Here is a 23,782-nt window from a genome sequence, read left to right as displayed (position 1 = left end):
GGTCTCGTCGCCCCACGCGCCGGTCGGGTAGAGGCCGATCAGCGGCTTCGCCGGGTCGTGCGTCCGCCGGTCGGTGAGGGCCGGGCGGGCGCCGACGCACCCGACCCGCTCGAGGCCCCGCTCGACGCCCCGGATCCCGGCGACGGCGCGGGCGCGCTGCCGGCCGGCGTGCCGTCGATGGGCACGCCGCACTCGTCGCAGAAGTCGGGGGTCTCGGACTCGTGGCCGTGGCGGCACCGCACGGTGCTCATCGTCGGCTCAGCCCTCCCGGACCCGGGCGGTCCGGGTGGAGCGCACGTCCAGGGTCATCTCGTCGGCGGCGGTGACCTCCCGCCGCAGCCGCACCCGGCCCGTCGCCGGGTCCTCCACCTCGACGACCCGCTCCAGCAGCGCCGAGGTCTCCTCGTTGCCCGACTCGGCGGCCAGCGCGACCGCCCGCCCGAGCCGCGCGGTGGCCGTGCGCACGTCGCCGCTGCGCCGGGCGTCGAGACCCTCCTGGATCGCCTCGGCGAGCTCGGCCTGCCCGGTGTAGTGCGCGACGCGGTTGTTCAGGCGGGTCGACAGCGCCGAGTCGGGCGTCCAGGTGACGCGGACCCGGGTCTCGCCGAGGGGGGAGTCCGAGAGCGAGGGCGCCACGACGCCGACCCGCGCCGCCAGGATCTCCTCGCCGGTCGCGAGCGGGTCCAGGGTCACGCGCACGTGGTACTCGCGGGTCTCGTCGCCCCACGCGCCGGTCGGGTAGAGGCCGATCAGCGGCTTCGCCGGGTCGTGCGTCCGCCGGTCGGTGAGGTCCTCGACGGCGGGCGACACCTGCTTGACCGCCCGCACCGTCGCGCCGCGTGGTGTCCACACCCGCAGCGCCACGTCGCCGGCGCCCTTGCCCATCGCCCGCCCGACGATGCCCTCGAAGTCCGCGGCGAGGTTCTCGGGCTCGGCCACGATGTCGGCGGTGCCGAGCAGGCGCGAGGCGATCCCGCGGACCTCGTCGACCACCCAGTCGGTGCCGATCCCGCGGGCGTCGCAGGTGAACGCCCCGTCGCAGACGTCCAGCGCCGCCGCGAGGTCCTCCGGCGTCTCGTGCTCGTCGCGGCCGTCGGTGAGCAGCACGGCGTGCCGCAGGCGGCGCGGGTGCGGGGCGAGCAGCCGCTCGGCGAGCCGGAGCCAGGTGCCGATCGCCGTGCCGCCGCTGGGGGAGAGGCCGTCGACGGCGGCGCGCGCCTGCCGGCGGGTGATCCGGTCGAGCACCACCATGCGCTCGGACTGCGGGAACACCATCCGGGCGTCGTGCCGGCCGGCCACCACCGCGAAGACCACGCCGTCGGGAAGCGCCTCGATCGCGGCGCGGGTGGCGCGCCGGGCCGCGGCGATCTTGGCCGCCGGGTCGCCCATGGAGCCCGAGCAGTCGATGACGATGACCTCGGCCGCGTCGGTGCTCGTCGTCGCGGTGCCGAGGCCGGCCGCGGTGACCGACACGATCGCGTCGACCTCGCCGCCCCCCTCGGGCAGGTACTCGTTGTGGAACGTCTCGACGGTGAACGACGGCGCGGGGGTGGTCATGCGGGGCTCCCCTCCGGGGCGACGTCCACGACGACGAGGGTGGTGTTGTCGGTGCCGCCGTCGTTCAGCGCCGCCTCCAGCATGGCCCGGGCCGTCGCGGGCGGCCCGTCGGAATGCACCAGGCGGGCGAGGTCGGCCGGGTGGGGGATGTGGTTCCACAGTCCGTCGCTGCAGATCAGCAGGACGCCGGGCCGGTCGGCGGCGTGGGCGACGACGTGGGCCGGGCCGGGCGGCCCGTCGGCGGCCACCCAGCGGGTGATGGCGTGGGCCCGGGGGTCGGAGTAGGCCGCCTCCGGTCCGAGCAGGCCGACCGCGACCGCCTCGGCCGCCCACGAGTCGTCGGTGGTGAGCACGCACGAGGAGTCGGGCTCGTCGGGGACCAGCCAGTAGGCGCGGCTGTCGCCGATCCACGACACCACGAGCACGTCGCCGACGACCATGGCCGTGACGTAGGTGCACGCGGGGTTGTCGTGGCCGGGCCGGGCGAGCCCGGTGACCGCCTCGACCGCGGCCTCGGCGCAGGTGTACGCGAGCTCGGTGACGTCGATGCCGCCGGTGTCGGCGAGGTCCGGGTCGGCCGGGTCGGGGTGCGCCACCGCGTCGCGGGCGGTCGCGAGCACCGTCGTGCAGGCCACCGCCGAGGCCGCCGCGCTGCCCCGCACCGAGCCGACCCCGTCGCACACCACCCCGACCACGATCTCGCGGTCGCTGCCGGTCAGCGGGAGCCGGACGAGCCCGAAGGCGTCCTCGTTGGCGGGCCGGACCCGGCCGACGTCGGTGACCGCGGCCGCGCCCCGGACCGCGCGCTCGGCGTGGTCGCGGTCGTCGGGGTCGTAGCCCAGCCCGTCGGCGTCGTCCTCGGCGCGGGGGCCGCGGGGGTCCGGTCCGGTGCCGTCGTGCCGGTCGCCGTCGTGCCCGTCGCCGTCGTGCCCGTCGCCGTCGGCGGCCCGCTCGGGCCCGGCTCCGTCGGCGTCGGGGTGCTCCGAGGCCGACCCGGGTGCCGCCGTGCGTGCCGTGATCGGCCGCGCGTGCGTGTCCTCCCGGGCGGGCGGCGGCGGGCCCTCGGTCGCGGGCAGCGAGGCCCCGCACCCCTCGCAGAACCGGTCACCGGGCTCGCCGCGCTCGCCGCACGTGTCGCACACCGCGCCGTCGGTCGCCGTGGTGGGGCCGGGGCTCATCGGGCGGTCCAGGGGCGGGCGTCGTTGGCGGCGTCGACCAGGGCGAACCGCTCCGCGGGGGAGCGGGCGAACCGGGCGCGCAGGCGGTAGCGCTCCTCGATCCCGAGGCCGAGCCCGCGGTCGTCGAGGGGGCAGCCGAAGAGCCGGCCCCCGGCGTCGCGGTCGTCCAGCCCGCGGGCGGCCTCGAGCACCTCGGTCTGCAGTTCGGCGGCGCGCAGCGCGTCGAGATCGGTCGCCTCGGCCCGCTCACCCGCCTCCATGACCGTCGAGCGTGTCAGACGCCCGTCGTCGCGCGAGCCGAGGAGCACGCGGACGGCGGCGACGCGGGCGTCCGCGGCGTGCACCGAGCTCGCCGGGACCTCGTCGAGCACCGCGACGGCGCCCGTCCGGTCCCCGGCCGCGGTGCGCAGCCGGGCGAGGGCGAACGCGGCCCCGGTCCAGCTGCGGTCGGTGCGCCAGAGGTCGGCGAAGCGCTCCTCGACGGCGGGGTCGGCGGGCGTGCCGTCGCGCGCGGCCCGGTACTCGCCGAGCGCCGCGAGCGCGAACTCCGGCGCGGGCTCGCCGGGCAGGGCGTCGGCGACCTCGTCGACGAGCGCCGCGGCGGTGTCCGCGTCGCCGGTGGCGGCCGCGTGCCGGGCCCGCAGCCACGTCCAGGTCCACTCACCGGGCAGGGCGTGCGCCTCGAGGGCCCGGCCGGCGGCCTCGGGGTCGCCCGCGTCGAGGTGGGCGACGACGGCGGACAGCCGGGCCTGGTCGCTGTCCGGTGCGTCCTCGCCCGACACCGCGGCGAGCACCGCCCGCGGCCCCTGCGCGGCCGCGGCGACGAGTTCCGGGGTCGCCGGGTCGTCGGGGTCGGGCCGCGGGGCGGGCATCGCGGCCGCCAGCTCCTCCGGGGTGACCGGCGCGGTGATCCCCGCCGACACCGACGGCGCCGCGAACATCGTGGACAACCGCGGCGGGGGTGTCGTCCGGCGCGCGGTCAGCCGGCGGAGGACCCCGATCATCTGGTCGGCCATCTCGTCGATGGAGACGAAGCGCCGCGTGGGGTCGTGGTCGGTGGCCCGGGCCAGCAGGCGCCGCAGCGGTTCGTGGGCGAGCGCGGGTGCGTCGTGCGGGCCGGGGAGCCGGTCGCGCATCGAGCGGTGGAAGTCGAAGGTCGCGACCAGCACGGCGAGCGTCCGGCCCACGGTGTAGACGTCGGAGGCCACCGACGGGCCGACGCCGTCGGGGGAGATCTCCGGGGCCTGGTAGCCGACGGTGCCCCACACGTCGCCGCCCGGGTCGTCCATCCGCCGAACCGCGCCGAGGTCGATCAGGGTGACGTCGGTGCCGGTCTGCACCACGTTGTCGGGCTTGAAGTCGCAGTAGAGCAGCCCGCGCTCGTGCATGTGGGAGAGCGCAGGCAGGACCTCCAGCACGTAGGCCAGTGCCTGCTCGGGCGGCATCGGCTCGCGCGGGCCGCGCATCGCCTTGAGCGAACGTCCGCCGATGTACTCCATGACGATGTACGTCGAGCCGTCGTCGCCGGCCACCACGTTGTAGATCCGCACGATGCGCGGGTGGACGAGCTGGGCGAGGAAGCCCTGCTCGGCGTCGGCGGCGGCGAGCGCGGCGGCGTCCCCGGTGTTGAGCAGCCCCTTGAGCACCACCCAGCGGTCGCGGACCTTGCGGTCGCGGGCCAGGTAGACCCAGCCCAGGCCGCCGTGGGCGAGGGCGCCGAGGACCTCGTACTGGCCCGCGACGAGGTCGCCCGAGCGCAGCGTCGGGGTGAACGAGAACCGGGTGCCGCACTGGGGGCAGAACCCCTCGGTGCGTCCCGGCCGGTCGTCGCGCCCGCGGCCGACGGGGGCGTCGCACACCGCGCAGTACCGGCTCGACTCCGGCACGACGGCCTCGGCCATCACCGCCTCGGCGGGGTCGGCCGCCGGTTCGGGCGCGATCTCGACGAGGCCCGCCCCGATCCGTCGCCGGGTGGAGCCGGACCGGGTGCGCCCGGAGCCGGTGCGGGCCGAGGCGGTGCGCCCCGACGCGGTGGCGCCCGAGCCGGCCCCGGCGGACCCGGGACCGCTCGTGGCCGCGGTGGCCGGCCCGCCCGCCGTGGCGGGCTCGCCCACCGCCGCCGGCGCCGGCGCGGCGGGGGGCATCGCAGCCGGGGCCTTCGCCACCGGCGGCACCGCCTCGGGCGCGCGCCCGCAGGTGTCGCAGAAGCCGTCGTCCTCGATCTCGCCGTCGCAGCCGGGACGGGTGCAGGCCGTCACGTCCCCTCCTCCAGGCCCCGTTGGTACGCCCGGACCGCGACGGTCGCCGCCGCGAGGTCGCAGGGCGCGCTCCAGAGCAGGTCCCGCGCGCGGGTGTGCAACGCGTCGAGCGCGAGGTCCTCGCTGCGCCCGCGCGCCCCCGCCTTCGCGCGCAGCGCCCCGAGGCGGCCCCGCAGCTCGGCGCGCCGGTCGAGCAGCCCGCCGAGCACGGCCCGGTCCGCCTCGGCCTGCGCGGTCGCGGCGTCGAGGTCCTCCGACGCTGCGGCGAACCCCGCCGAGGCCTCGTCCCAGCGCCCGGCCCGCGCCGCGGCGTGGGCGTCCCGGACCGCGGCGCGCAGCCCGGGGGCGCGGCGGCGCGGCGTCGGCAGGCCGGGCACCGCGACGACGAGACGCGCGACCTCGCCCGCGACCGCCTCGGCGGCGGACTCCACGGTGACCAGGGCGTCGACGCGCGCGGTCAGCGCGGCCACCCGCTCGTCGAGCCCGGCGCGCAGCGCGCGGGCCTCCCGGAGCGCCGCCCGGGCCTCGGCCAGCCCCGCGTCGATCTCCGCGAGCGCCGCGGCGGGCACGGGCGTCGTCGTCCCGGTGTGCGCCAGCGGATCGGTGAGGACCGTCGCGCGCAGCGCCTCGAGGCGCTCCGACCACCGGGCCACGTCGGCCGTGGCCTCCGGCAGCGCCGTCGCCTCGGCCCGCAGCGCGTCGAGCGCCCGGTCGGCCGGCCCGAGCTGGGCGGCGACGGCCTCCCACACCGCGGCGACGTCCGCGACCACCCGCGTGGCGGCGTCGAACGCCGCCGTCATCCGCGCGAGCAGGGCGTCCGCGCTGGTCCGGGTCACCTCGGAGGTCGGCCCGAGCAGGCCCCGGCGCTGCAGCGGCACCACCTCCTCGGTGACCGTGACCGACTCGCCGTGCAGCGCCTCGTACGCCGCGGCGAGCTCGTCGCCCGAGGGTCGGCCCCGGGCACCGCGGGCGTCGGCGGCGGCGGCCACCGCGCGGCGGTAGAGCGCGAGGTCGCGGTGCAGCTCGGCCACCGTCGCGAGCGTCTCGTCCCGCCGCCGCGCCGACACCCCGGTGAACCCGCCGGGGCGCAGCAGGCCGTAGCCGGGGTGGCCCTCGAGGTCGACGAGCGACGACGACGCCCGGGCGACCGCCTCCCGGGCGGCGTCCAGTTCGGCGTCGAGGCCGGCGCGGTCGGGGATCACGGTGCTCATCCTGCGTACTGCCCGGCGGGCGGCGGGGACGGCGTGCCCCCGAACGTCGCGGCGACGATCGCGGCCCACGTCCCGTCGGCCTTCGTCCGGTCGAGGACGGCGTTGACGAAGCGCAGCAGGTCGGTGTTCTGCGGTGCCACGCCGATCCCGTAGGGCTCCGAGGCCAGCGGGGCGCCCCGGACCGCGAGGCGGCGGTCCTCCAGGGCGAACCCGGCGAGGATCGTGTCGTCGGTGGTGGCGGCGTCGACCTGACCCTGCTGGAGCATCACGAGGCAGTCGGAGTTCTCCGGCACCCCGACGACCACGGGGGCCTGCCCGTTCGTCCCGCGGGCGGCCTGCAGCGTCGCGATCGACGTCGTGCCGGTGATCGAACAGACCGGGCGCCCGCCGAGCTCGGCGATGCTCGTGACGGGGGAGACCGCCGGGACCGCGATGCGCTGCGCGGCCTCGTAGTACACCGACGACATCCCGATCTGCCGCTTGCGCGCGCACGTCACCGTCATCGCCTGGACGACGAGGTCCACGTTGCCGGCGAGCAGGTTCGGGATGCGCTGCGCGGAGCTCTCGATGCGGAAGCGGACCCGGTTCGGGTCGCCGAAGATCGCGCGGGCCATCTCCTGGGCGAACCGCACGTCGAGTCCGGTCAGCACGCCGGAGCGGGGATCGCGGTAGCTCAGCGGGACCGTGCTCTGGTCGATCCCGACGATCAGCGCGCCGCGGGCCGCGATCCGGGCCATCGTCGAGCCGGCGGGCATCGCGCCGGGCGGCGGCTCGGGCGTCGGGGTGGCGCTCACCCGCGGGTCGCCGCAGCTCGCGTCGGTCACCGCGGGCGGGGCGCCGGTGACGACCGTGGCGCCGGCGGGCACCGGGCGCACCGGCTCGACGGGGGCCGCCGGGGCCGCCCGCGCGCATCCCGCGAGCAGTGTCACCAGCACGACCGCCACCAGCGCGGCCCGCGTCCTCACCGGTACTCCTGCAGCCGGGGCCACACCCCGGCGACGAGGCCGCCGGCGGCCACGAGGGTGAGCAGCACGACCCCGACGGCGAGCAGGGTCGTCGCGGTGTCCGCGGCCGCGGCGTCGGCGGCGGCGGTCTCGGCCGTCGTCGTGACGGCGTGGTCGAGCGCGTCCTGGACCTGCTGGACCGAGCCCTGCCCGCCGTCGGGGGCGGTCGACAGCGCGAGCGCCACGGCCTCGTCGTAGTCGCCGGAGACGTCGAGGCTGCGCACCAGCTCGTGCGCGACGATGCCGCGGCGACCGACGGTCGCGGCGGTCGTCGCGTCGTCCGCGACCGACCCCGGCCCCGCCGCGTCCCGGGCGCGGTCGAGCAGGCCCTGCCAGCCGTAGAGCCCGATGCTGCGGCGCACGTAGTCCTGTTCGTAGTCGCCGCCGGCCGACCGCGCGACGAGGGTGAGCACCTCGTCGCTGCGCGACTGCAGGACCGCGAAGCGGGCCGCGACCAGCTCGCGGTTCGGCTCCGACCCGTCGTCGCGGGCCGAGGCGGTGAACACGGCGCAGAGCCCGAGCGCGATCACCCCCCAGACCAGCAGCAGCCCGACCGCGCCGCCGGCCAGCGCGACGCCCGGCGTCAGCCGCCGCTTCGTCGTGCGCGCGATGCGCCGGTGCAGCACCCAGATCGCCACGAGCGCGGCGACGACGGCGACCAGCGCGAGCACCCCCGGGGTCCCACCGTCGGCCACCGCCTGGTCGTCCGCGAGGGCGGCCGCCTGCGCGTCGTAGGCCTCCTGGGCCGCGGGGAGCAGGGTGGTGCGCAGGAACGAGGACGCCTCGCGCAGGTACGCGGCCCCGTAGGTGAGGCCCTGCCGGTCGGCCGTGCGGGCGGTCTCGACCAGCCCGGCGTAGACCGGCACCCCCGTGGTGAGCGTCGTGACGGGGCCGGCGACCGCGTCCTGCCCCGACGAGGAGCCGACGACGGCGAGCGCGCGCCCCGCCGCGGCGAGGTCGGTCTGGTAGCGCAGCCGCAGCGAGTCCGGCTCCGCGGCGCCGAGCAGGAAGCCCTGGCCGGCGCTCGCGTCGGCGTCGGAGAGGGCCCGGTAGAGCTCCTGGGTCGCCGCGGTCAGCGGGGCGCTGCGGGTGACGACGTCCTCGCTCGCAGCCTGCGTGCGCAGCGTGGCCACCAGCGCGAGGACCCCGGCGAGCAGGACCAGCGCGAGGGTGGCCGCGGCGAGACTCGCGAGCCGCCCGACGCGCGAGCCCCGTCCGAGCTCCCGCAGCTCGGCCATCCGGCGGCGCCACGGCGGCCGTCCGGGGGCGTCGTCCGGGGCGGACGGACGCGTGGGAGCACTGGTGGTCACCGTCGGCCCCCCTCCCTGGGTGGAGGCGATCACCCTATCCGAGGGGTCCGACGGCGGGGCGGATGATCAGTACGGGGCGTACGCCCAGCCCAGCGGGTGCTGGAAGTAGCCGACCGGGACGATGCCGACCTGGTGGTGGGCGCTCGAGGAGACGACGCGGCCGTCGCCGAGGGAGAGCGCCACGTGGCCGTCGGAGGAGGTGTCGTAGAAGACCATGGCGCCGCGGGGGGCGTGCTGCCAGTCCGAGTGCTGGTCCTGGGACTCCCAGTCCTGGATCGCGCTCGCGTAGTGCCCCTGGGTGCCGAACGCGTTCTCGACGGCCCGCTCGCACCAGTTCTCGTACTGCGTGGAGCCGATCTTCGACTCGAAGCGGTCGACCGCGGACTCGATCTTCTGCTGCTGGTGCGCCCGGCCCGCGGCCTTCGTCAGCTCGGGCACGGTGGCCGCGGCCGAGGTGGGCTCGGCGCTCACCGGCGTCACGGCGGCCCGCGCGGAGGAGGCGCTCGCCGGGCTGGCGCCGGCGGTGAGGTGCAGGTCGGCGGTCACGGTCGCGGCGGAGGGCAGGTCGGGCAGGTCGCCCTGCGCCGCCTGGGTCCCGACGACCGCCGCGCCGACCGCGCCGGCGGCGAGGCCGAGGACGGTCGTGACCGGGTTGGCGGCCAGGGGGTTGACGCTCCGTGGGAGCGCGGCGCCGGTGGGTCCGTAGGCAGCGGTCATGGTGCGGGGTCACCTTCTTCTCCGGGCGGCCCGGTCGGGGGAGCGCTGGGGAGCGTGACCGGGTCGTGATCCGACCGGCGCACATTAGCAACCTTTCTCGCTCCGGCACGTCCGACCCGCCCCCTTTTCCCGGACGGAACCCCCCGTTTGACCGGGCCTTTGCGAATTCGGCGCAGACCGCTGACCGGCGGCGACCGGGGGTACGCCCGGTCCCGGAGAGCGCGGTGAGGCGTGGTTAGCCTCGACTCCCGATGCGTGGGTGGACGGATCGCGAACGAGAGGACCCCCGGTGTCGGCACATCTGAGTTGGCTCGAGGCCGCCGTGATCGGCGCGCTGCAGGGCGTCGCCGAATTGTTCCCGGTGTCCAGTCTGGGCCATTCCATCCTGGTGCCCGCCGTGATCGGCGGTTCCTGGGCGCGCGATCTCGACGTGTCCGCGCCCGGGTCGCCCTACCTGGCCTTCATCGTGGGCCTGCACGTCGCGACGGCCCTCGCCATGATCGTCTACTTCTGGCGCGACTGGGTCCGGATCCTGCGCGGGCTGGGCACCAGCGTCCGGGACCGGCGCGTCGAGACCGCCGACCAGCGGCTCGCCTGGCTGCTGGTGCTGGCGACGATCCCCGTCGGGCTCGCCGGGCTCGTGCTCGACCACCTCTTCCGGACGCTGCTCGCCAAGCCGGTGCCGACGGCGATCTTCCTGGTGCTCAACGGGGTGCTGCTCCTCGTCGTCGAAGGGCTGACCCGCCGCCGGTCGGTCGCCGGGGCGCACGCGGGGCCCGACCGCGACGCCCTCGAGGCCCCCACCGTCCGCCTCGACGCGCCGACCGAGGTGATGCCGGGCGGCGCGGGGGTGGGCCTGGCCACGGTGCGCACCGCGGAGGAGCGCTCCGATGCCCGGGTGGCCACGCTCCCGCTGCTCACGGCCGTGCTCATCGGCGCCACGCAGATCCTCGCGCTGCTCCCCGGGATCAGCCGCTCGGGCGCCACGATCGGCGCCGGCCTGCTCGCCAAGCTCTCCCACGAGGACGCGGCGCGCTTCGCGTTCCTGCTCGCGACGCCGGTCATCCTCGCGGCGGGCGTGCTCAAGGTCGGCGACCTCGCGGGCCCGGCCGGCGACGGCATCCGCGGCCCGGTGCTGCTGGGCAGCGTGCTGTCGGGGGTCGGCGCCTATCTCTCCGTCCGGTTCCTGACCCGCTACTTCGAGCACCGGTCGATGCGGCCGTTCGGGGTGTACTGCATCGTCGCCGGCGTGGCCTGCCTGGCGTGGTTCACCGTCGCCTGAGCGTCGGGGACGGGCTCACCGCCAGCCGTAGGACCCGCGCAACTCGCCCGCCACCGCGTCGAACCGGTCCCGCGGGACGACCGCGCCCTCGCGCCGGATGCCGTGCTCGGGCACCTCGAGCACGCGGTCGAGCCGCACGTAGGACTCGCGGCCCTCGCGGTCCCAGGGCCCGGAGCCGATCGGGACCCAGTTCGCGTCGTCCGCGCGGTGGCCCTGCGAGGAGAGCATCAGCCCGAGCAGCTCGCCGGTCTCGGCGGCCCGCGCGACGACGAGCACCGGCCGGTCCTTGCCCTGCGAGGCGTCCTCCTCGAAGGGCACCCAGGTCCAGACGATCTCGCCCGGGTCGGCGGCCCCGTCGAGGTCGGGGGCGTAGGTGATCTCGCGGGCCCGCTCGGACGAGGGCACCGTGCGGACCCCGCGCCCGTCCCCGCCGGGGCCCGGGGGCGGCGGACCCGCCTGCTGCCGGCGCCCGTCGTCCTTGCCCGAGGAGTTCAGCAGGTCGAGCCCGACCTGCACGGCGCGGTTGAGGAAGTCCCCGAAGTTCGGCACGCGGTGCAGCATGCCCTGTGGCCCGACCCGCCCCCCGACGGCCCGGCGCGGGGCCGCGCCCGGGGCGACCCGATCACCGCCCGGGGCGGATCACGCGGGCATCCGGTCTGGCAGGGTCGTCCGGTGGCCGTGCTCCTCGTCGTCGTCGGCGCGATGCTGGCGGCGGTGCTGTTCGCGGGCGCCGGTGACCGCCTGCGCCTGCCCTGGCCGGTGCTGCTCCTGCTCCTCGGCGCCGGCGCCGCCTTCGTGCCGGGCATCGAGGCGCCGGACATCGAGCCGGACCTGATCCTGCCGCTCTTCCTGCCCCCGCTGCTCTACGCCACCGCCCAGCGCACCTCGTGGGCCCTCTTCCGGCTGCGCTGGCGCACGATCGCGTTCCTCGCGGTCGGGCTCGTCCTCGCCACCGTCGCCGCCGTGGCGGGCACGCTCGTCGCGCTCACCGGCATCGGGGTGGCCGCGGCGCTCGCGATCGGGGCGGCCGTCGCGCCGCCGGACCCGGTCGCCGTCGAGGCGGTCGCCGGCCCGCTGCGCGTGCCGCGGCGGCTCATGGCGACGCTGCAGAGCGAGGGGCTGTTCAACGACGCGACGGCGCTGGTGATCTTCCAGACGGCGGTCGCGGCCGCCGTCGCGGGCAACGACCTCGGTGCGCTCGGGCTGACCCTGGGCTTCCTCTACGGCGCCGCGGTGGCCATCGCGATCGGGCTCGTCGCGGCGTGGCTCGCGCGCCGGGTCCTCGACCGGCTCACCGACGTCGTCGCCGGCAGCGGCCTGACCCTCGTGCTGCCGTTCGCGGTGTACCTCGCCGCGGACGCGCTGCACGCCTCGGGGGTGATCGCGGTCGTCGTCGCGGCCCTGCAGCTGCGCCAGCACTCCGACGCCGACGCGTCCGAGGCGCGCCTCACCGGCGCGGCGTTCTGGAACGTCGTCGAGATGCTGGTGACGGGGGTGGCGTTCGCGCTGATCGGGCTCGAGCTGCGCAGCGTCATCGGCCAGGCCGACCGCTCCCTCGGCACGATCCTCGCGCACGCCGGGATCGTCTGCGGGGTCGTGGTCGGCGTGCGCCTGCTGTGGATGGGGCTGGCCCTCGTGAGTGTGCGGCGCGGCCGGGCCACCCCCGCCGCGCGAGCGGTGCCGGCGACGCCCGCCGAGGCGCTGGTGCTCGGGTGGGCCGGGATGCGGGGGCTCGCGACGCTCGCGCTGGCGCTCGCCATCCCGACGACCCTGGACACCGGCGCGCCGTTCCCCGACCGCGCCGAGCTCGTGATCGTGGCCTGCTCGGTGCTCGTCGTGACCCTGGTCGGGCCGGGGGTGACGCTGCCGGTGCTGATCCGCGTGCTCGGGCTCCGGGAGGACGCCGACGCGGCCGGGGAGGCCGAGCGCCGGATGGCGTCCCGGGCCCGGCGCGCGGCGCTCGACGAGCTGGCCTCGGTGGACCGGGCCGCCCTCGGCGTCGACGACGAGCAGGGCGAGCAGGTGCTCGACGAGCTGCGCGCCCGGTTCGCGCGGATGGGGACGGCGCTCTCCGGCGACGACGTCCCGCGCCCGCAGGACGCCGACGACGACCGCGACGACGACTACCGCGAGCGGCTCGCCCGCCTCAAGCGCCGCCGAGAGCAGTGGGGGAGGCTGCAGGCGGTCGCCCTCGCGGCGGCCCGGCGCGAGGTCGTGGCCGCCCGCTCCGAGCCCGGCACCGACCCGGAGGTCGCCGATCGGGTCCTGCGCCGCCTCGACGTCAGGAGCCTGGCCCGGGGGCTCTGAGCCGCGGTGATCGACGCCGAGCCCCGGACGCCCCCGCCGGCGATCACCGCGACGTGGTCGTCGGGCAGGTCCGTCCGTACCAGTACGGTCGTCCCTTCGACGAGCGCCGCGCGCGTCGTCGCGCGCGCCACGCCCTCCAGGGCCTCGCGTACGACGTCCGCCTGCTCGTTGATCAGCTTCTTCACGGCCCGGGGTTGCCCGGGTCACCCGTTCACCACCCATGACCACCCGTGCGGCCGCGAACCGAGATGATTGAGCGCGCGGACGCTGGGTCCAGACCGACCTCGGACCGGAGAGGTGGAGGCGCGCACGATGGGCACCCACGCGGGTGGGCAGTTCGACGGCCCGGTCACCGGCCCGCGCCCGACCGGTCCGACCACCGGGACACACCACGCCGTGCCCGTCGGCGCCTGGCGTGCGCGCCTCCCGCTGCTGCTGGCGGTGCTGGCCGGGGTGGTGCTGCTCGCCCTCGGGCTGGTGGTCGGCCGGGTCACCGCGCCGGGTCCGGGCACGGTGCCGGTGAAGGCCACGCCGGCGGCGAGCACCTCGCCGGTGTCGGCCGCCCCGGCGGCGTCACACCCCACGGTGCTCGCCGACGTCGTCCGCGTGGACACCGGGGACGAGGTCATGGTCCGGGTCGACGGGGCCGAGCAGACCGTGGCGATCCTGGGGATCAGCGCGCCGCAGTCCGCGGGGCCCGAGCGCGCGACCGCCCAGTGCGGCGCCAACGCCGCGCTCCGCTTCGCCGACGAGCGCCTGTCCGGGCAGACGGTGACGCTCGTGCCGGACCCGACCGTGCCCGAGGTCGACGACCACGGCCGGCGGCTGGCCTACGTGGTGCTGCCCAGCCAGCTCAGCTACACCGACGCGGCGCTGCTCGCGGGCGTCGTCACCGCCGACACCGACCGCAAGCTCTGGTACGCGCCGGTCTTCGCGCGCGAGCAGTCCGAGGCCGTCGACGCGAAGCGCGGGCTGTGGGGCCCGCCGTGCCGGGCGACTCCGGGCCGTCCGCTGCCGGCCGGGAGCTGACGCCCGCCGGGATCCGAGCTCAGCCTCCGCCGCCGAGCACGCCGTCCACCAGGCCCCCGACCCCGTGCAGCACCCCGCCGACCGGGCCCTCGGGCCGCGGCGTCGAGGACGAGGAGCCGGTGTCGTCGTCCTCGTCGGTGTCCTTCGTCGGGCTGGTCGTGCGGGTGGGCTCGGTGTGCTTCGTCGTGGGCCGCGACGTCGAGGTCTCCCGCGTCGGGGCGGCCGCGCGGACCGGGGCCGGCGCGGGGCGGGCGGTCGTCGCCCGCACCGCGGGTGCGTCGTCGCCCGGGTCCGAGGTGGGCGCGACGGCCGCGCTCGGTGGGGGCGGTGCGAGCGGCGGCAGCGCGAGCACCGCGGCGTTCGGGTCCGGGGCACCCACGGTCGCGCCGCCCGGGACGATCGCGGCCGGCCGGGCGGAGTCGGCGATCTGCGCGACCGGTCCGGACGTGGCGATCGCGACGGTCCCGGCGAGCACCGCGCTCGCGGCGAGGCCGGCGAGCACGAGGACACCCCGGGTCCCGGTCGCCCGCGGCGTGCCGCGACGGCGGGTGGGAGAGAGGCGGTCGCGCGCCGAGGTCCAGAGCGCGAGGGGTGTCCCGGTCCGGGCGGCGGGACCGGACGCCGTCACGGCGGGGTCGGTGAGCACCGAGGGCCTCGCGAGCGGCTCCGCGTCGACAAGGGCCTGGCGCAGCGCGACCGAGACCTCGGCCGCCCCGGGACGTACGGCCGGGTCGTCCCGTGTCATCGCGGCGATCAGGTCGGCGAGCGCGCGGGGCAGGTCGGCAGGCACCGTGGGCTCGCGGTCGAGACGGGCCTGGGCCGCCGAGAGCGGGGCCCCGGGGAAGGCCCGACGCCCGGTGAGCGCCTCGATGAGCACGAGGCCCAGGGCGTAGACGTCGGCGGGCGCCCCGGCGGGCTCGCCGCGCACCTGCTCGGGCGCGAGGTAGGGCGCCGCACCCACGGTGAGGCCGGTGTCGGTGATGCGGGGGGCGTCGGCCACGAAGGCGACGCCGAAGTCGGAGAGGTGCGCGCGACCGTCGACGTCGTAGAGCACGTTGGCCGGGGTGACGTCGCGGTGCAGCACACCGGCGCGGTGGACGTGGTCCAGGGCGCCGGCGACCGTCGCGGCGGTGCGCAGCGCCTCGGTGAGGGCGAGGCCGCCGGACTCCGCCGCGTGCTCGTCCAGGCGGTCCGCCAGGGACCCGCCGTCGAGCAGCGCCATGACGACGAAGGCGCGGCCGTCGTGCTCGTCGACGTCGTACACCGGGACGAGGCCGGGGTGGTCCATGCTCGCGAGGAGCGTCAGCTCGCGGCGGGCGCGGGCGTCGGTCTCGACCCGGAACGTCTTCACCGCGGCGTCGCGGCCGAGCAGTGTGTCGTGGGCGCGGAACACCGAGGAACCGACGCCGCGCCCGATGACCGGGCCCACCTCGTACCGCTCGGCGAGGCGGTCCGGCAGCGCCGGGATGCCAGTCGGAGTCATGCCGGGTCCACCCCCCTACCTCTCCACGGTGCAGTCTGGCACCGGATTCCCCCGTCCGGCCCAATTGCACACGAGGATCGCTCGATGATGTGAGACGGGTCGCCCCCGATCGAGGCGTGCGCCGGGTCTCTGGATCGTTGACAGAACTTGCAGTCGCGAGTAGAACTTTGGCACGGGCCGCCCGGCGATGGGCCGCGCGCGGTCCACATTGATACGAGCAGTCCCGGGACTCCCGGGAACGACCGCAAGGACGCGACGAAGCTGTGGGCGCCGAGGGCCTCGACGACGAGGACGTACCCGCCCTGACCACTGGTCAGGCCGCGGACGTCATCGGGGTGCAACCGGCGTTCCTCCGCAGCCTGGACGCGGGTCAGATGGTCCGGCCGACGCGATCGGCGGGCGGACACCGGCGCTGGACGCGCCGGCAACTGGCCCTCGCCGCCAGGGTGCGTGCGCTCTTCGACGAGGGGTTCACCCTCACCGCGGCCTGGAAGGTCGTCTCCCTGGAGGACCGGGTGGACGAGGTCACGCACGAGCGCGACCTCGCCCTGGCCGATCTCGAGCGCACCCGGCGGGACCTCGCCCGGGTGCGGCGGGAGTCGGCCGAGGCAGTGAAGGCCCGCACCGAGCCCACCGCTCGGTCCGGGTCGCCCGAACGCGCCCACCGGGCGTCCGGGCTCCGCCGCGGTACCGGGCCGGTCCCGGCCGCCGCATGTTCGTCGACCACCCCTGCGACCACCACGGACATCACCTCACCATGAAGCTCATCGACCCCACCCGCATCCACCGCCCGGTCATGCCCCGCCGCCCGATGCCGCCCGCACTGGCCCGGATCCCGCTCGTCGACCTCTGCACCTGCAAGCACCCCCGCGAGGCCCACGAGCACTACACGGTCGCCGAGGACTGCGCCCAGTGCGACTGTCGCTCGTTCGTCCGCTGGGAGCCCGCCCGCATCTGAGGCCTCCCGCACCGTCCGAACGGCCCCCGCACGCTCCGGCGTCCGGGGGCCGTGGCACGCGCACGGCGCTCCCACGCGGACGCGCCTACTCTCGTCATCGTGACCACTCTGGACGATCGGGCACGAACCGGACGTGGATCGGAGCCGGCCCCACGCACGGCCGGGCCGCGGGCACTCGTCGTCGGTGCCGGGATCGCCGGCCTGGCCGCGGCGAGCTCCCTGCACCGCGCGGGCTGGCGGGTCACGGTGTGCGAGCGCGCGGTGGCGCGGCGGACCGGCGGGTACTTCGTGCGGCTGGCCCCGGAGGGCGTCGAGGCGGCCACCCGGCTCGGGGTCGACGAGTCCCTGCGCAGCCGCCTGCCCGCGAACGGCCTCATCACCGGCGTCGACGGCCGCGGCCGCACCACCTCGCGGGTCGAGGCGGGGCTCGTCGACGACGGTGAGGGCCTCGCCCTCGTGCGCGGCGACCTCGAGGCGGCGCTCTGGGCCGGCCTCCCGGCGGCGGTCGACGTGCGGTTCGCGACGCAGCCCCGCGCGGTCTCGCCCGCCCACGGCACGGTGACGACGGAGCACGACGGCGTCGCGCGCACCGAGCGCTTCGACCTCGTCGTCGGCGCCGACGGGGTGCGCTCGACGGTGCGTGACCTCGTCTTCGGGCCGGAGGAGGACTTCCGCCACGACTTCGACCACGTCGTGGTCTCCGCGGTCCTCCCGCGGCTGCCCGGGGAACTCGTCCAGGGCGACTACGTGGTGCTGGTGGAGCCGGGTCGCAGCGCCCACCTCATGGCGATGGCCGGCCACGACCCCGTCGTCTTCTTCACCTACCGCGCCGACCTCCCGCAGGCCCGCGGCTCCGCGCCCACGACCGACGCCGTCGCCGCGCTCCGGGCGGTCTACGGCGACTTCGACGGGCTGATGCCCGAGATCCTCGACCTCGTCGCGCACGCGGGCACCACCCACGCCGACACCGTCGGCCAGATCCACCTCGAGCGCTGGAGCCGTGGGCGCGTGGTGCTCCTCGGCGACGCGGCGTGGTGCCCGACGCTGTACTCCGGGCACGGCTCCGCCCTCGCGCTCGCGGGCGGGGAGAGCCTCGGGCGCCACCTCGCCCTCGTCGACGGCGCGGCCCCGGACGTCCCCGTCGCGCTGCGGGCCTGGGAGGCCGAGCGACGCCCGGGCACGGACGTCGCGCGGACCGCGGCGCGGCGCGCCCGGCACTTCTTCCTCCCCGGCAACCGCGTGGTCGCCGCCGTGCGCCAGGCCGCGCTGCGGGCCGCGTCGCGGGAACGGGTGGCCCGCCTCCTCCGGACCGTCTCGCGCGCGCGGGCGTAGCCGGCGCCCCGAACGGGTTCTCCAGCACGACGTTCATCCCCCGGTCACCGCTCGTCCGGCCCAGGGGTCGACGTCGCTCCGTAGGCTGTCGCTCGATCGGGCATGGAGGGCGCGACGTATTCTGGCCCATCCGATGCCCGCGGGTAGGAGAGACGAGCGTCGCCCCACGCGACGCCCTCCGGCCCGTGCACGGGGGACGGCGCACCGTCGCGCCCGCCGGTGACGGTCGACCGCGTTCGTGCTCGGAAAGGACGAGAACCACCCCCCATGAGGCCCGCTGACGAGACCACCCGCCCCCGGCGTTCGCTGCTGAGCCGGATCGCCGATCCGTTCGGCCTCGCGCGGGCGGCCGTCGACGCGCTCGACCCCGCGCGTTACCGGGGCCGGCACGTGTGGCGGGGCGAGGAACGGGTCCACATCGGGGTGCCCGCCACGGCGCGGGAGTCCGGCGCCGAGCTGCTGCGCGCCATCGAGAAGGCGCTCGCGGCCCACCCGGCGGTGGACTGGGCGGCGGTCAACGCCGCGCTGGGCGTCGTCGTGGTCGCCCTCGCCGACGGCGAGGGAGGCGAGCCCGGAGGCTCCGGCGCGGACGAGATCACCGACGACCTCATCGACCTCGTCGAGCTGCTCGAGGAGCAGGAGCAGCAGGACGCGCCGGGGGACCGGCACCCCGCGTCCGGGCCTGCGGGCACCGCGGTCTCCCGGGCCGTCACCGCCTTCGCCGCCGACCTCGCGGGCCTCGGGTTCGCCGGCATCGGCTCGGTGCTGCGCCGCACCCCGCTGCCGGTGGAGTACGCGTCGGCCGCGTCCTTCGTCGACCACCAGCCCCGCCTGCGGGCGGCGGTGGAGCGCGCCCTGGGCCGCCAGCGCGCCGACGTGCTGCTCGCGCTGACCAACGCCGCCGGGCAGGGCCTCGGTCAGGGCGCGACCGGCCTGCTCGTCGACGCCGCGTACCGCGCCATGCAGATCGCCGAGTCCCGCGCCGCGCACGACGCCTTCGCCCGCGCCGAACCGCGGCTGATGGGCACCCCGGAGCAGGTCATCTCCAGCGCCGAGGACGGGCTCGCGCTCGACGCCCGCCCGGTGCCCTTCCCCGAGGGGCCGATCGAGCGCCACGGCGACTACGTCGGGCCCGCCGCCCTCTCCGGCTTCGGGCTGACGGCGGCCGTCGCCGGCCCGCGCCGGGCGATCGGGGTCGCGCTCGCGACGTTGCCGAAGGCCGGTCGGATGGGCCGCGAGGGCTTCGCGACGACGTTCGGGCGGGTGCTCTCCCGGCGCGGCGCGGTGATCGTCGAACCGACCGTCCTGCGCCGGATGGACCGCATCGACACCGTGGTGCTCGACGCGTCCGCGCTCACCACGGGCGCACTGATGCTCGGCGACCTGGTGCTGGTCGACGGCGAGGGCTTGACCGCGCCCGACGGCTCCCCGGTGAGCGTCGAGTCGCTGACCCCGCTGGTGCACGAACTGTTCGACCCGTCGGACGCCACGGCCGAGGCCGAGCACGGGACCGGCTGGCGGCTGGCGCCCCTCGCGCCCGGCCGGGAGGACGAGCCCGGGGTCGCCGAGGCCGTCGACGAGCTGCGCGCCGAGGGCGCGACGGTCGTGCTGGGCCTGTCCCACGGCCACCCGGAGGGGCCGGACACGGCCCTCGTCGCCGTCGTCGGCGCGCTGCCCGAGCCCGCCGCCGCGGCCGAGGCCCTGGGGGCGGCCGCCCGCCGCGCCGGGCTCACCCTGGTCGTCGGGACCGACGAGCTCACGGCCGTGGCGCCGCGCCCGGAGCGCCTCGTCGAGGGCGCCGGGAATCAAGGACAGCACGCCGACAGGGAGGACGGGGACGCCGGCGACGCCGTGTCGCTGCCCGGGGCCGACACCTCGGTCCCGGCCACCCGCCGCACCGTCGACCGCGAGGTCCCCGGCGGCGACGGGCTGGCCCGCGCCGTGCGCATGCTGCAGACCGAGGGCGCGGGCGTGCTCGTCGTGTCCCGCGAGCGCCGCGCGCTGGCGGCCGCCGACCTCGGGGTCGGCGTCGCGCGCGCCGACGGCACCCCCGCCTGGGGCGCGCACGTGCTCGTCGGGGACGACCTCACGACGGCGGCGCTGCTCATCGAGGGCGTCAAGGTCGCCAAGGCGGCCACCGGCCGCTCGGTCGCGCTCGCCCGCGCCGGCACCGTCCTCGGCGCCGCGATGGCCACCGCGGGCACCGCGCCCCGCGGTCCGTCGCTGGCCGGGCTCGCCGTCAACGGCGCCGCGGGCGTGGCGCTGGGCGCCGGCGCGTGGTCGGCCTCCGAGCTCGGCCGCAAGACCCTCGTCCCGGGCGTGTCCCGCACCCCGTGGCACGTCATGCCCGCCGAGACCGTGCTGACGCGCCTGGACACCTCCGAGCGCGGCCTCTCGAGCGCCGAGGTCGCCCGGCGCCGCCAGGAGGACCCGGCCGCGGACGCCGAGGCGTCGCCCTCGCTGGGCCGGGCCTTCCTCGACGAGCTGAACAACCCGCTGACCCCGGTGCTCGCCGGCGGCGCCGTGCTCTCCGCCGCGATCGGCGCAGTGGTCGACGCGGCCATCGTCGTCGGGGTCACCGCCGCCTCCGCGCTGATCGGCGGGGTGCAGCGCGTGGTGACCGACCGCGCCGTCGCCGGCCTGCTGGAGCGCTCCTCGACGCGGGCCCGCGTGCTGCGCGACGGGGTGCCGACGACGGTGACCGCGGACGACGTCGTCGTCGGCGACGTGGTCGAGCTCGGCCCGGACGACGTCGTGCCCGCCGACTGCCGCGTGCTGCGCGCCGACGCGCTCGAGCTCGACGAGTCCTCGCTGACCGGCGAGTCGCTGCCGGTGCCCAAGGCGCCGGCGCCGGTCATCGCGCGCTCCGTCGCGGACCGCCGCTCGATGCTCTACGAGGGGACCACCGTCGCGACCGGCCGCGGCCGCGCCGTCGTCGTCGCCACCGGCTCGTCCACCGAGGTCGGGCGCTCGACGGCCGCCGCCCGGGCCAACGCCCCGGTCGCGGGCGTCGACACCCGCCTCTCGGGCATCACCAAGGTGACGACGCCGCTCGCGCTGGCCTCCGCGGCCGCCGTCGTCGGCGCCGGGGCGGTGCGCGGGCTGCCGATGCAGCAGAACCTCCACGCCGGGGTCAGCCTCGCGGTGGCGTCGGTGCCCGAGGGCCTGCCGTTCATCGTCTCGGCCGCCCAGCTCGCCTCCGCGCGGCGCCTGTCGACCGAGGGCGCGCTTGTCCGCAACCCGAAGACCATCGAGGCGGTCGGCCGCGTCGACGTCCTGTGCTTCGACAAGACCGGCACGCTCACCGAGGGCAAGCTCGCGCTGTCGGCGATCTCCGACGGCGTGAAGCTGCGACCGACCGACCGCCTGCGCAAGCGCCAGCGCCGCGTGCTGGCCGCCGCGCTGCGCGCCACGCCGCGCCCGAAGGCGGGGGAGCGGCTCGCGCACCTCACCGACCGGGCCGTGGTCTTCGGTGCCCAGTCCTTCGACGTCGACCCCGAGCACAAGCGCCCCGGCTGGTGGCCGCTCGCCTCGCTGGACTTCGACCCCAGCCGCGGCTACCACGCGACGCTGGGGGAGGCCCGCGAGGACGGCGCGGCGCAGCGGGTCCTCTCGGTCAAGGGGGCACCCGAAGTCGTCATCGCCCGCAGCACCGACTGGGCGGGCGTCCCGCTCGACGACGAGGCCCGCCAGCGCCTCGTCGACCACACCGAGCTGCTCGCGGGCCAGGGGATGCGGGTCCTCGCCGTCGCGGAGCGGGCGCAGCCGTGGCCCGACCGGGACACCGCGGACGGCGCGGCCAGGCTCGAGGTGACCGACGACGAGGTCGCCGACCTGACCTTCGTCGGGTTCGTGGGCTTCACCGACCCGGTGCGCGCCGGCTCGCAGGCGACGGTGCGCGACCTGCGCGACGCGGGCGTGCAGGTCGTCATGATCACCGGTGACCACCCGAGCACCGCCGAGGCGGTCGCCACCGAGCTCGACGTCCTGGGCGAGGGCGGAACCGTCATCACCGGCCAGGAGATGGACGAGCTCGACGACGACGCCCTCGACGCGGTCCTGCCTAAGGTCCGCGTCGTCGCCCGCGGCACGCCGGCGCACAAGGTCCGCGCGGTCCAGGCGTTCCAGCGCCTCGGGCGCACGGTCGCGATGACCGGCGACGGCGCCAACGACGCCCCCGCGATCCGGCTCGCGGACGTGGGCATCGCCCTCGGCCGGCGCGGTACCCCGGCGGCCCGGGCCGCCGCGGACCTCGTCGTCACCGACGACCGCCTCGAGACGATCCTCGCCGCCCTCGTCGAGGGCCGGGCGATGTGGGCCTCGGTGCGCGAGGCCCTCGGCGTGCTCGTCGGCGGGAACCTCGGCGAGATCGGGTTCACGGTGCTGGGGGCCTCCACGACAGGGACCTCGCCGCTGACCGCCCGCCAGCTGCTGCTGGTCAACCTGCTCACCGACCTCGCGCCGTCGCTCGCGCTGGCCGTCCGGGCGCCGCAGGCCTCGGACGCGCGCTCGTTGCTCGCCGAGGGTCCCGAGGCCTCGCTCGGCGACGCGCTCAACCGGGAGATCGCGCTGCGCGCCATGGCGACGGCCGGCGGGGCGACCCTCGCGTGGGCGCAGGCCCGGGCGACGCCGTACGGCAGCCCGGCCCGGGCGCGCACGGTGGCGCTCGCGGCCCTCGTCGGGACCCAGCTCGGCCAGACCGTCGTCGCGGGCGGGCACCGCAGCCCGCTCGTGATCGGGGCGAGCGTGGTCAGCGCCGGGGCCCTGGTCGCGGTGGTCCAGACGCCGGGGGTGAGCCACTTCTTCGGCTGCACCCCGCTCGGGCCGATCGCCTGGGGCCAGGCGGCGGGCTCGGCCGTGGCGGCGACGGCGGCCTCGGTCGTCGGGCCGGAGCTGGTGGCCCGGTACGGCGACGTGCTGGCGCCGGAGGGCTCGGCGGTCGCCGAGGTGCTGGACCGGTTGGGCGAGGTGCGCGAGGAGGCCGCCCGCCGTTACCTCGAGCTGCAGGAGAAGGTCACCGCTGCGCTCACCGGGTGAGTGGCGGTGGTCACCCAGGGGTGTTTGTGCAGGTCGTGGCCAGGGAACACTCACAGTGACCTCGTCGGTGACGAATGAGCGCCGGCGTGAGAACCCGAGACAGAGGAGTAGTGGACACCGCCATGGCCGACCGTGACGTGAAGCCGACCGACGACGGCTGGCAGGTCCTGAAGAAGGGCGCGCAGCGCGCCAGCGCCAAGGCCCCGACGCAGGTCGAGGCCGTCGCGCGTGCCACCGAGATCGTCGCCAAGGACGGCGGCGGCAAGGTGGTCGTGTACGGCACCGACGGCAAGGTCCGCGAGTCGCAGACCGTCAAGGCGGGCGCGGACGCCACCACCGAGGCCCCCAAGAACGCTGCCAAGGCGACCGCCGCCGGCGCCCGCGCGACCGGCAAGGCCGCCGCGGACAAGGCCGAGGAGACCGGCGGGAAGGTGGCCGCCGACGCGAAGGCCACCGGGGAGAAGGTCGCGAACCGCGCCGAGACCTCCGGCAAGAAGGCCGCCGCGCAGGCCGAGGCCGGCGCCGAGGGCGTCGCGAAGGAGGCCAAGGCCGCCACCAACGGCAAGGCCCCCAAGGCCGCCGTCAAGGACGCCGCCGCCATCGCGCAGACCACGGGCGCCCAGGTGGGGGAGACCACCGGGCGCGCGGGCGAGCGCATCGCGAAGGACACCGCCCGTGCAGGCAAGCGGGCGGGCCAGACGGTCGGTGCGGCCGCCGAGGAGGCTGGCGAGAAGGCGGCCTCCCAGGCCGAGCGCGCCGACAAGGTCAGCTCGAGCCTCGACGGCGAGCTCAACACCGTGGGCGACGACGTGGCGGGGCGCATCACCAGCGTCACCGAGGCGCAGGCCCGCAAGGTGGACTCGTCGGTGCGGGAGGCGGCCCGGCAGGTCGACTCGTCGGTGTCGGAGGCCACCCGCCAGGTGGAGCAGACGGCCCCGTCGTACAACCCGGTGCGCATCGCCGGGCAGGTCGCGGGCTTCGCGGTCCGCACCACGTTCAGCCTGACCGGCGCGATCGTCTCGACCGGCGGGCACGTGCTCGCCGAGGCGGCCAAGAAGGTCACCGGGAGGCGCTGACGCCGTCCTGCCGACACACGACGGGCCCGGTTCCTGGTGGGGA

General features: G+C 77.1%; 18 protein-coding genes. 8 read left to right on the top strand and 10 right to left on the bottom strand.

Annotation, left to right across the window (positions count from 1 at the left end):
• The 8 genes from AC0CYZ_RS10890 to AC0CYZ_RS10855 form a co-directional block, all read right to left on the bottom strand.
• On the bottom strand, positions 1-192 hold a 192-nt coding region (locus AC0CYZ_RS10890), incomplete at its 3' end, for a hypothetical protein (protein WP_472215137.1).
• A 66-nt stretch (positions 193-258) separates the two neighbouring features.
• Positions 259-1,557 (bottom strand): vWA domain-containing protein, encoded by a 1,299-nt coding sequence (locus tag AC0CYZ_RS10885; RefSeq protein ID WP_472215135.1) that lies wholly within the window; start codon positions 1,555-1,557, stop codon positions 259-261.
• A complete protein-coding gene (locus AC0CYZ_RS10880) occupies positions 1,554-2,735 on the bottom strand; it encodes a PP2C family protein-serine/threonine phosphatase (protein WP_472215133.1) in 1,182 nt (393 codons plus the stop codon). The genes AC0CYZ_RS10885 and AC0CYZ_RS10880 overlap by 4 nt, the downstream gene beginning before the upstream one ends.
• The gene (locus tag AC0CYZ_RS10875; RefSeq protein WP_472215131.1) at positions 2,732-4,993 is read right to left on the bottom strand and encodes a tetratricopeptide repeat protein; all 2,262 of its coding nucleotides are present in this window, start codon (positions 4,991-4,993) and stop codon (positions 2,732-2,734) included. The genes AC0CYZ_RS10880 and AC0CYZ_RS10875 overlap by 4 nt, the downstream gene beginning before the upstream one ends.
• On the bottom strand, positions 4,990-6,204 hold the full coding sequence (locus AC0CYZ_RS10870) for a hypothetical protein (protein ID WP_472215129.1): 1,215 nt from the start codon (positions 6,202-6,204) through the stop codon (positions 4,990-4,992). The genes AC0CYZ_RS10875 and AC0CYZ_RS10870 overlap by 4 nt, the downstream gene beginning before the upstream one ends.
• Entirely contained in the window at positions 6,201-7,169 is a 969-nt protein-coding gene (locus AC0CYZ_RS10865) for a glutamate ABC transporter substrate-binding protein (protein WP_472215126.1), read from the bottom strand. The genes AC0CYZ_RS10870 and AC0CYZ_RS10865 overlap by 4 nt, the downstream gene beginning before the upstream one ends.
• Positions 7,166-8,518: a hypothetical protein gene (locus AC0CYZ_RS10860; protein WP_472215123.1), complete on the bottom strand. Its 1,353-nt coding sequence runs from the start codon at positions 8,516-8,518 to the stop codon at positions 7,166-7,168. The genes AC0CYZ_RS10865 and AC0CYZ_RS10860 overlap by 4 nt, the downstream gene beginning before the upstream one ends.
• Positions 8,519-8,584: 66 nt before the next feature.
• The gene (locus AC0CYZ_RS10855; RefSeq protein ID WP_472215121.1) at positions 8,585-9,235 is read right to left on the bottom strand and encodes a C40 family peptidase; all 651 of its coding nucleotides are present in this window, start codon (positions 9,233-9,235) and stop codon (positions 8,585-8,587) included.
• A gap of 289 nt (positions 9,236-9,524) precedes the next feature.
• On the opposite strand from AC0CYZ_RS10855, the gene AC0CYZ_RS10850 reads away from it, so the two are divergent.
• Positions 9,525-10,517, top strand: coding sequence for an undecaprenyl-diphosphate phosphatase (locus AC0CYZ_RS10850; protein WP_472215119.1), 993 nt, complete (start codon positions 9,525-9,527; stop codon positions 10,515-10,517).
• Between the two features lie 15 nt (positions 10,518-10,532).
• Here the strand turns inward: AC0CYZ_RS10850 and AC0CYZ_RS10845 are convergent, their stop codons facing one another.
• Positions 10,533-11,066, bottom strand: coding sequence for a type II toxin-antitoxin system PemK/MazF family toxin (locus AC0CYZ_RS10845; RefSeq protein WP_472215116.1), 534 nt, complete (start codon positions 11,064-11,066; stop codon positions 10,533-10,535).
• Positions 11,067-11,189: 123 nt separating this feature from the next.
• On the opposite strand from AC0CYZ_RS10845, the gene AC0CYZ_RS10840 reads away from it, so the two are divergent.
• Together AC0CYZ_RS10840 and AC0CYZ_RS10835 are read left to right on the top strand one after the other, a co-directional pair.
• Positions 11,190-12,824, top strand: a complete 1,635-nt coding sequence (locus tag AC0CYZ_RS10840; protein ID WP_472215114.1) for a Na+/H+ antiporter — start codon at positions 11,190-11,192, stop codon at positions 12,822-12,824.
• Between the two features lie 312 nt (positions 12,825-13,136).
• Positions 13,137-13,853, top strand: coding sequence for a thermonuclease family protein (locus tag AC0CYZ_RS10835; protein WP_472215112.1), 717 nt, complete (start codon positions 13,137-13,139; stop codon positions 13,851-13,853).
• A 19-nt stretch (positions 13,854-13,872) separates the two neighbouring features.
• Here AC0CYZ_RS10835 and AC0CYZ_RS10830 read toward each other — a convergent pair whose 3' ends face one another.
• On the bottom strand, positions 13,873-15,336 hold the full coding sequence (locus AC0CYZ_RS10830; RefSeq protein ID WP_472215110.1) for a serine/threonine-protein kinase: 1,464 nt from the start codon (positions 15,334-15,336) through the stop codon (positions 13,873-13,875).
• A gap of 263 nt (positions 15,337-15,599) precedes the next feature.
• Between AC0CYZ_RS10830 and AC0CYZ_RS10825 the strand changes: the two genes are divergently transcribed.
• From AC0CYZ_RS10825 to AC0CYZ_RS10805, 5 genes are all read left to right on the top strand, one after another.
• Positions 15,600-16,097, top strand: a complete 498-nt coding sequence (locus tag AC0CYZ_RS10825; protein WP_472215108.1) for a helix-turn-helix domain-containing protein — start codon at positions 15,600-15,602, stop codon at positions 16,095-16,097.
• The gene (locus AC0CYZ_RS10820) at positions 16,094-16,294 is read left to right on the top strand and encodes a hypothetical protein (protein ID WP_472215106.1); all 201 of its coding nucleotides are present in this window, start codon (positions 16,094-16,096) and stop codon (positions 16,292-16,294) included. Before AC0CYZ_RS10825 ends, AC0CYZ_RS10820 begins: the two co-directional genes overlap by 4 nt.
• Before the next feature lie 99 nt (positions 16,295-16,393).
• Positions 16,394-17,626, top strand: a complete 1,233-nt coding sequence (locus AC0CYZ_RS10815) for an FAD-dependent monooxygenase (RefSeq protein ID WP_472215104.1) — start codon at positions 16,394-16,396, stop codon at positions 17,624-17,626.
• 267 nt (positions 17,627-17,893) lie between these two features.
• On the top strand, positions 17,894-22,663 hold the full coding sequence (locus AC0CYZ_RS10810) for a cation-translocating P-type ATPase (RefSeq protein ID WP_472215102.1): 4,770 nt from the start codon (positions 17,894-17,896) through the stop codon (positions 22,661-22,663).
• Between the two features lie 122 nt (positions 22,664-22,785).
• On the top strand, positions 22,786-23,739 hold the full coding sequence (locus AC0CYZ_RS10805; protein WP_472215100.1) for a DUF2188 domain-containing protein: 954 nt from the start codon (positions 22,786-22,788) through the stop codon (positions 23,737-23,739).
• Positions 23,740-23,782: the final 43 nt, after the last annotated feature.

The sequence above is a fragment of the Actinomycetospora sp. genome (assembly GCF_055612215.1).
This window is presented reverse-complemented; position numbering and strand designations above follow the sequence as displayed.

Bases quoted from the DNA above. Each gene is read 5' to 3' on its own strand.
- AC0CYZ_RS10885 (WP_472215135.1), bottom strand. From the start codon at position 1,557: ATGACCACCCCCGCGCCGTCGTTCACCGTCGAGACGTTCCACAACGAG.
- AC0CYZ_RS10880 (WP_472215133.1), bottom strand. From the start codon at position 2,735: ATGAGCCCCGGCCCCACCACGGCGACCGACGGCGCGGTGTGCGACACG.
- AC0CYZ_RS10870 (WP_472215129.1), bottom strand. From the start codon at position 6,204: ATGAGCACCGTGATCCCCGACCGCGCCGGCCTCGACGCCGAACTGGAC.
- AC0CYZ_RS10855 (WP_472215121.1), bottom strand. From the start codon at position 9,235: ATGACCGCTGCCTACGGACCCACCGGCGCCGCGCTCCCACGGAGCGTC.
- AC0CYZ_RS10835 (WP_472215112.1), top strand. From the start codon at position 13,137: ATGGGCACCCACGCGGGTGGGCAGTTCGACGGCCCGGTCACCGGCCCG.
- AC0CYZ_RS10830 (WP_472215110.1), bottom strand. From the start codon at position 15,336: ATGACTCCGACTGGCATCCCGGCGCTGCCGGACCGCCTCGCCGAGCGG.
- AC0CYZ_RS10820 (WP_472215106.1), top strand. From the start codon at position 16,094: ATGAAGCTCATCGACCCCACCCGCATCCACCGCCCGGTCATGCCCCGC.
- AC0CYZ_RS10810 (WP_472215102.1), top strand. From the start codon at position 17,894: ATGAGGCCCGCTGACGAGACCACCCGCCCCCGGCGTTCGCTGCTGAGC.
- AC0CYZ_RS10805 (WP_472215100.1), top strand. From the start codon at position 22,786: ATGGCCGACCGTGACGTGAAGCCGACCGACGACGGCTGGCAGGTCCTG.